Here is a 6,695-nt window from a genome sequence, read left to right on the forward strand (position 1 = left end):
AAACTAAACCTAGCAAGGGTTTTCAAGTTAAGAAATGGCGTAGCCATTTCTTAACTTGGTATAACTTCAGTTCTGGTTAAGCTGGCAAATTATCAAAGCCCAAAAGTAAAAGCCTTGCTTAGTAAGGCTTTTACTTTTGGGCGAGAAAGGGTTTGCATAGCAAACCCTTTCTCAAAGCTCGTTGCCTAAGCGATATTAGGGGAATTCATACTTAGCCGTAACGAGTCGGAATTTGCCACTTTGCGGATCTTCAAGGGGTTTAAATTTATATTCCTTAGCCGTCTCCTTAGCAATATCATCTAACTCTTTAAATCCACTGGACTTTAAATAGAGTTTCTTAACCTTACCGCTAGGATCGACCAGCCACATAAATATGACCGAGCCACTTTTTCCCGCCACACTAGACACCTTGGGGGCGATCCATTCCACTCCTTTTTCTCTTTCGGGACCAGTTGCTGATATTAATTTTCCCTCAGGAACAATCCTTGTATTTATAACCGCTTGTTTTGATAATAAATCGATAAATTGTTGGTCATTGGTGGGATAAGGCGATGAAATGTTGACGATCTCCGCTTCATTGCGATCGCCATTATGAGAATTCGAGGCAACTAATCCTTGCGATCCTTGTGAGTTATTGGGAGTTTGAGTTGGTTTCGTATTGGAATTGTTTTGCGGAGGTGACGTAGGCGAAGTTGGTTGATTTTTGATGCCACCGTTCTGAAATTCAGGCCTCAGATTACTATTATTTGTCAGTTTAGTTGGCGGATTGCTGTTATCGATCTGTCCCGATGCGGTAAAGCGAGATGGAGGATTTGTGGGGGGAGTCGATACGCGAGGTTGGGGTTTTACCGATTGGTCTGGCTCTCTGGTGTATTTGGAGAGGGGCGAAGTTGTAATGCCCGAAAAATCTGAGGATAACGGGGGCAAATCTTCTAAATTATCTGGGGAATTTAGATCCAACGAGGTTAAAGGCGAATTAAGCGATGTATTGGGAAATGAATTAAGGGGCGTGCCAATTTTATTGGGAATAGGTTTGACAAATAGGTTGCTGAAGAGAGATTTATTTGATGAGGTAATAGGTGATTTGGGTGGTAATTTAACAACGGGAAGCGTTGACACTACTACTGGTTCTGGGGGTGTCTCGGTCTTTTTAAGTGGATTTGGTGTAATGAATGCAAAAGCAGCATGAATTCCAAGAGAGCTAGCTACAAGTGCCCAAAAGGGATATTTGACAGCGAGGTTACCCGCCTTATGGGTAAATTTAAGGATGGAACTGTGCAGTGTAGATATCTGCGTATGCTTCATCTCAGGTTGCTTGGTTTGACTTACAGTTAGGTCGCTTAGGTCACTCTTCGGTTCGGTTGGCAACATGGATTTTTGTAAGTAGGTGAACTTAAGGAAATGTAAACGATGACTAAGATCGCGATGTGGCGATCGCCACCCGATTTCCCGCAATTGCTCTTAATTCTGATAGACGACTAATCACAATTTGATAGGAGACATTGGAGTCATCGGCACTAAGTACAACCATCCCCTTGCTAGAGATTGCTAAGAATCTACTAATATCTTGGGCTAATTGGGAAGAAGAAATAAATTTTCCATCCTTTAGCATTTGTCCCGAAGGATCGAGGGTGATTACAAAAACATCTTCTGGCTTTAGCCCTTCTGAGTTTGATTCGCCCTTAGTATTGCGATCGCTTATGGGTAAATCGACCCCAATGCGACTGGGCACGGTAAGGGCGGCGGATAACAGAACGAAAAATGCCAGAATTGAGAATACTACATCTAGCAATGCAGTCAGATTAATTTCAGCGTTGGCAGATGTTGGGTATTTTTTGCGAAGTTTCATAAATCAACGATGCTCATATCCATGGGACGTATTTATGGCTAGATTGTTTCTTGAGGTTTGGTGTAATTTACTTCGACAAGGGTGTGTACATTGCCACGAGGACTGAAATCGCCTTTGACATTAATTCTAAGAGGATCGCTAGCTTTTACAAAATCATCCAAAATCTGATTGACGGCTTCTTCGTGGGAGATGAAGCGATCGCGATAGCTATTGATATAGAGCTTAATTGCTTTGAGCTCGACCAATAATAGGTTTGGGGTATAGGTAATGTGAATGGTGGCAAAGTCGGGATAGCCTGAAAATGGGCACTTACAAGTATATTCGGGAAGAGTAAGTTGGATGCTATAGTCTCTGCCAATTCTAGGATTTGGGAAAGTCGTGAGCGTTGCTTCTGCGATCGCTTGTTCGCCGTACTTAACAGTCATATCTGCTCTGAAATAAAAATAAAATTGCGTAGTATGAAATAGCGAAAGATTCGCTTTCGTCTTCTAGCGTAGCAAATTTAATCAGCAAAAAAGAGTGGCGCAACGCGCCACTCTTTTTTTGAGGGATTTTTACTTTCACTCAAATAAAATGAAGCAATAATTAGTTCGACATAATTAAAAACTAAAACCAGAGAGCATACCTCTCCGCGTAGCGGGGAGGTATGCTCTTCTAGGTTTTTAATTCACCGCAATGTTGACACATTTCAGTAAGTTGCGATACCGCGCCGTAAGTATCTGGGCAGCTTCATTGTTTATTTTTAATGTTTTTTGACATCATGGGGTTGAATTACCCCATAACCACCATGATTTCGTTCATAGACAACGTTGATTTCCCCTGTATCAGCATTGCGGAAAACATAGAAATCATGGTCGATTAACTCTAGACGCTCTAGAGCCTCATCAACGGATAGGGCGGGCATGGCAAAATACTTATTTCGCACAACTTGAGAAGGTAATTCAACCACCCGATTGTCGTTTGGCAATGGTAAAGGAGGTTGTTCTAGTACTGCAACACTAGTTTTTGCCGCCGCTCGTTCGGTCTTGCGCTCCTTAAATTTACGCAACTTACGTGAGATTTTGTCAGCTACTAGATCGATGCTGGCATACAAATTCTCACTCTTCTCCTCTGCGCGGATCACCGATCCATTGGCGTACACTGTTACTTCTGCCGATTGACTAGAAGCAATGCGAGGGTTACGAGCCACTGAGAGATGGACATCCACCTCAGTCGTTAATGCTTGGAAATGACTCACCGCTTTGTCGATCTTTTGCTCGACATATTCGCGGATGGCTTCCGTGACTTCAATATTCTTGCCTTGAATTACAAGTTTCATCTTTATAACCTCGCTTCTGAGTTCCAAATCAGCCAAAATAAAGTTGTGGCGCGTAATCTTGTTTTAATTACCCCATTACGCCGAATAGCTGATTTGGCTATGCGATCACCATAACACTTTGATAGGGGCAGTAAGCCAACTTTGATGTACTTCTTAACGTAGATTTAATAACCAAATTTGATGTTTTTCAAGCTACAGGCGCGAAAACCGCTAAATCTAAAAATCAGAGATCAACTTGACCAGCCAAATCTGTACAAATAACTTCAAACAAGGTTGCTACTTATCACTTACGATTGGCATTGTGTATCGCCTGTTTTAAGCTATTCACATCTAAGCTATTTAGAAAAAGCAAAGTGAGGTTCGTATGAGTTCGGCTGTGGAACTGTGGCAACGTTATCAAGACTGGCTGTACTACCACGTGGATTTGGGTATCTATGTGGATATCAGTCGGATTGGATTTACGCCAGACTTTATAACACAGATACAACCTAAGTTTGTCAAGGCTTTTGCAGATATGAAAGCCCTAGAGTCGGGCACGATCGCTAATCCTGATGAGCAACGTATGGTTGGACATTACTGGTTGCGATCGCCTGAACTCGCCCCTACAGAAGAATTACGTCGAAATATTACGGAAACCATCGATCGCATTGAAGATTTCACCCAAAAAGTCCATGCTGGGGACATTCATCCACCGACCGCCGATCGCTTTACCGACATTCTGTCCATTGGCATTGGCGGATCGGCTCTAGGCCCCCAATTTGTTGCCCAATGCTTTGCTAAGGCGGATGTGCCCCTCAAAATTAGCTTTTTGGATAACTCCGATCCCGATGGGATCGATTTAGTGCTCGATCTATTAGGCGATCGCCTTAGCACCACCTTAGTTTTAGTTATTTCTAAGTCTGGGGGCACGCCTGAAGCCGCCAATGCGATGAAAGAAGTTGAATTTGCTTTTCAAAAGGCAGGGTTAGACTTTGCCAAGCAAGCCATTGCGATCACAGGGGTTGGTAGTGCTTTGGAGAAATATGCGATCGGTCATAATTGGCTCGATCAATTCCCCATGTACGACTGGATTGGTGGTAGAACCTCAGAACTATCGGCTGTTGGTCTGCTGCCTGCGGCTTTGCAAGGTATTAATATTCGCGAAATGTTGCGTGGCGCGAATTTAATGGATGCGGCTACCCGCAACGAAGATATGCGCCACAATCCCGCCGCGTTGCTTGCTATGGCATGGTACTTTGCGGGCAATGGCAAAGGCGAAAAAGACATGGTAGTCCTCCCCTATAAGGATCGACTTCTACTTTTTAGCCGTTATCTGCAACAACTAGTAATGGAATCTCTTGGTAAAGAAAAAGATCTCGATGGCAATACCGTATATCAGGGGATTGCCGTCTATGGAAATAAGGGTTCTACCGACCAACATGCCTACGTTCAACAATTGCGTGAAGGCGTTCCTAACTTTTTTGCAACTTTCATCGAAGTTCTGCAAGATTCCGCCAAGGCTCATCCTGAAGTTGAAGAAGGTGTGGTTACAGGTGATTATTTGTTAGGGTTTCTCCAAGGAACTCGCAGTGCCCTCTATGACAATGGTAGAGACTCAATTACAGTGACGATCCCCGTGGTATCCGAACTGACGGTCGGTGCGTTAATTGCCCTATATGAGCGGGCGGTGAGCTTCTATGCTTCCCTAGTCAATATCAATGCTTACCACCAGCCTGGAGTCGAGGCAGGTAAGAAAGCTGGCGCAAAAGTCCTTGCTTTGCAAAAGAAACTCGTTGACACCTTGCGATCGTCAACCGTATCTCTCTCATTACAAGAGATTGCTGTCAAAATAGACGCTCTAGAGGAAATTGAATCTCTTTATCACATTGCTCGGCATCTTCATGCCAATTGCAAAATTCTATTTGAAGGCGACTTATCTAAGCCCATGACTCTAAAATTGATGTTGATCCCTCAATAAGTTGGGTTTTAGCCCTCCTTAACGTAAGTTTTGCTTAGGAGATAAAACCCAAAAGACAAGTGGCGGAGCAAAGCTCCGCCACTTGTCTTTTGGGCAGCTATAATCCCAATTCACGAAAGTGTGACAACACTTTTGTGAATTAAAAACTAAACCTAATGTCAGTTCGAGTTAATCTGGCAAATTTTAAAACCCCAAAAGTAAAAGCCTTGCTTAGCAAGGCTTTTACTTTTGGGGTTTGCGTAGCAAGCCCTTTCTCAAACCCCATTTCAAATTATTCCGAACTCACGATAAACCTAGTAATGGTTTTCACGTTAAGAAATGGCATAACCATTTCTTAACGTGGTATAAAGGCTGCAAGATTACCATTTCTTAAGTTTTTCAAGCAGCATTGCCACTTCTACGAAAGAATCTGTAAGAATATGACTTCTTACGTTTTATTCAGTTACAGAGGTTAAATGTGAAGAAAATTTTGCTTTTCTTTAGCGAACTTAATAATAGCGATCTTGACTGGTTTGTCCAGAAAGGAAAGAGAGAGACGATTCCGCCCGATCGCCTATTGATTCGAGAAGGTCAAATCAGCGAAGCTCTGTATATTGTGGTGAATGGCTCGTTTAGTGTCGCCATTGAATCACAGGATAAAAAAGAGCTCGCTAAAATTTCTGAAGGCGAAATCGTCGGCGAAGTATCTTTTATCGATACGAGACCACCGCTTGCTAGCGTGAGATCGTTAGAGGAGAGCGTAGTGCTATCAATTCCCAGAGTACAGCTTTTATCGAAACTACAGCAGGATACAAATTTTTCGTCAAGATTTTATCGCGCGATTTGCCTTTGTGTTTCTGATCGCCTCCGTGGCACTGTCAGTAGACTCGGCTATGGCTACGATCTCGATGGTTTAGAGGCTCATCTTGGCGGATTCAGTCAGTCGATGATCAGTAACTTAGAACTTGCCGAAGCCAAGTTTAATTGGTTGATTAAAAATGTGCGGACAAGTTAGGGCAAGTTAGTTTTAAATGCTCAAATCAAGAGGCTCTAGACAATATAGCGATCGTGATTTGAGCGGTTGCCGTTGATTAAAAAACTTGAAAAATAGTAACGCCGAGAATAGCTTCAACAATAGTAGCAACTACTAGCCCTGTCCAAAATCTTCCAGCAGCTCTACTTAATCCAAGGGCACTATCTTCACGGCTGGCGGTAAAAAATAGCGACCAAGCTTGGGTTTCGCTAAGGCGTGCAAATTGATTGAAGTCTTCACGAAAAGCGATGGGTTTGAAAAGATTATCGCCGCTAAAATCAAATTTGGTTTCCATACATTTCTCCTTGAGATGCGAAATTGTTTAACAATTTGCTTTTTATTTGATGGAATTATCTTAACAATTGTTTACAATTAAAGGCAATCGCTCTTAAGGAGAGTCTAGAAATTTCGCAAGATATAGCCCTCAAGATATAAATCTCAAGATATATAGTAATACTAATTCCCCAAATGGCTACGCCATTTGGGGAATCTCAAAACCTTACTGGGTTTGTTTTTTAATTCACAAAAGTGTTGTCACACTTTCGTGAATTGGTATAAC

The 6,695-nt window shown here is 42.5% G+C and carries 7 protein-coding genes; 2 read left to right on the forward strand and 5 right to left on the reverse strand.

Translation table 11 applies throughout. The features are described 5' to 3' along the window. Positions 1-195: 195 nt before the first annotated feature. From AC805_RS03640 to raiA, 4 genes are all read right to left on the reverse strand, one after another. Complete coding sequence (locus AC805_RS03640) at positions 196-1,455, reverse strand: energy transducer TonB (protein WP_197278617.1); 1,260 nt, start codon at positions 1,453-1,455, stop codon at positions 196-198. After that, positions 1,415-1,849 (reverse strand): biopolymer transporter ExbD, encoded by a 435-nt coding sequence (locus tag AC805_RS03645; protein WP_055074153.1) that lies wholly within the window; start codon positions 1,847-1,849, stop codon positions 1,415-1,417. Before AC805_RS03645 ends, AC805_RS03640 begins: the two co-directional genes overlap by 41 nt. Positions 1,850-1,887: 38 nt before the next feature. Beyond that, on the reverse strand, positions 1,888-2,274 hold the full coding sequence (queF, locus tag AC805_RS03650) for a preQ(1) synthase (protein WP_055074154.1): 387 nt from the start codon (positions 2,272-2,274) through the stop codon (positions 1,888-1,890). 317 nt (positions 2,275-2,591) lie between these two features. Continuing rightward, positions 2,592-3,167 carry a ribosome hibernation-promoting factor, HPF/YfiA family gene (raiA, locus tag AC805_RS03655; protein ID WP_009625632.1) on the reverse strand — a complete coding sequence of 192 codons (576 nt, stop codon included), beginning with the start codon at positions 3,165-3,167 and terminating at the stop codon, positions 2,592-2,594. 364 nt (positions 3,168-3,531) lie between these two features. Between raiA and AC805_RS03660 the strand changes: the two genes are divergently transcribed. Both AC805_RS03660 and AC805_RS03665 read left to right on the forward strand, forming a co-directional pair. After that, positions 3,532-5,124: a glucose-6-phosphate isomerase gene (locus tag AC805_RS03660; RefSeq protein WP_055074155.1), complete on the forward strand. Its 1,593-nt coding sequence runs from the start codon at positions 3,532-3,534 to the stop codon at positions 5,122-5,124. A gap of 457 nt (positions 5,125-5,581) precedes the next feature. Next, positions 5,582-6,118, forward strand: coding sequence for a cyclic nucleotide-binding domain-containing protein (locus AC805_RS03665; RefSeq protein ID WP_072143507.1), 537 nt, complete (start codon positions 5,582-5,584; stop codon positions 6,116-6,118). A gap of 76 nt (positions 6,119-6,194) precedes the next feature. Here the strand turns inward: AC805_RS03665 and AC805_RS03670 are convergent, their stop codons facing one another. Beyond that, on the reverse strand, positions 6,195-6,431 hold the full coding sequence (locus AC805_RS03670) for a hypothetical protein (protein WP_055074157.1): 237 nt from the start codon (positions 6,429-6,431) through the stop codon (positions 6,195-6,197). Positions 6,432-6,695: the final 264 nt, after the last annotated feature.

This window comes from Pseudanabaena sp. 'Roaring Creek', assembly GCF_001402795.1.
Lineage (GTDB): Bacteria > Cyanobacteriota > Cyanobacteriia > Pseudanabaenales > Pseudanabaenaceae > Pseudanabaena.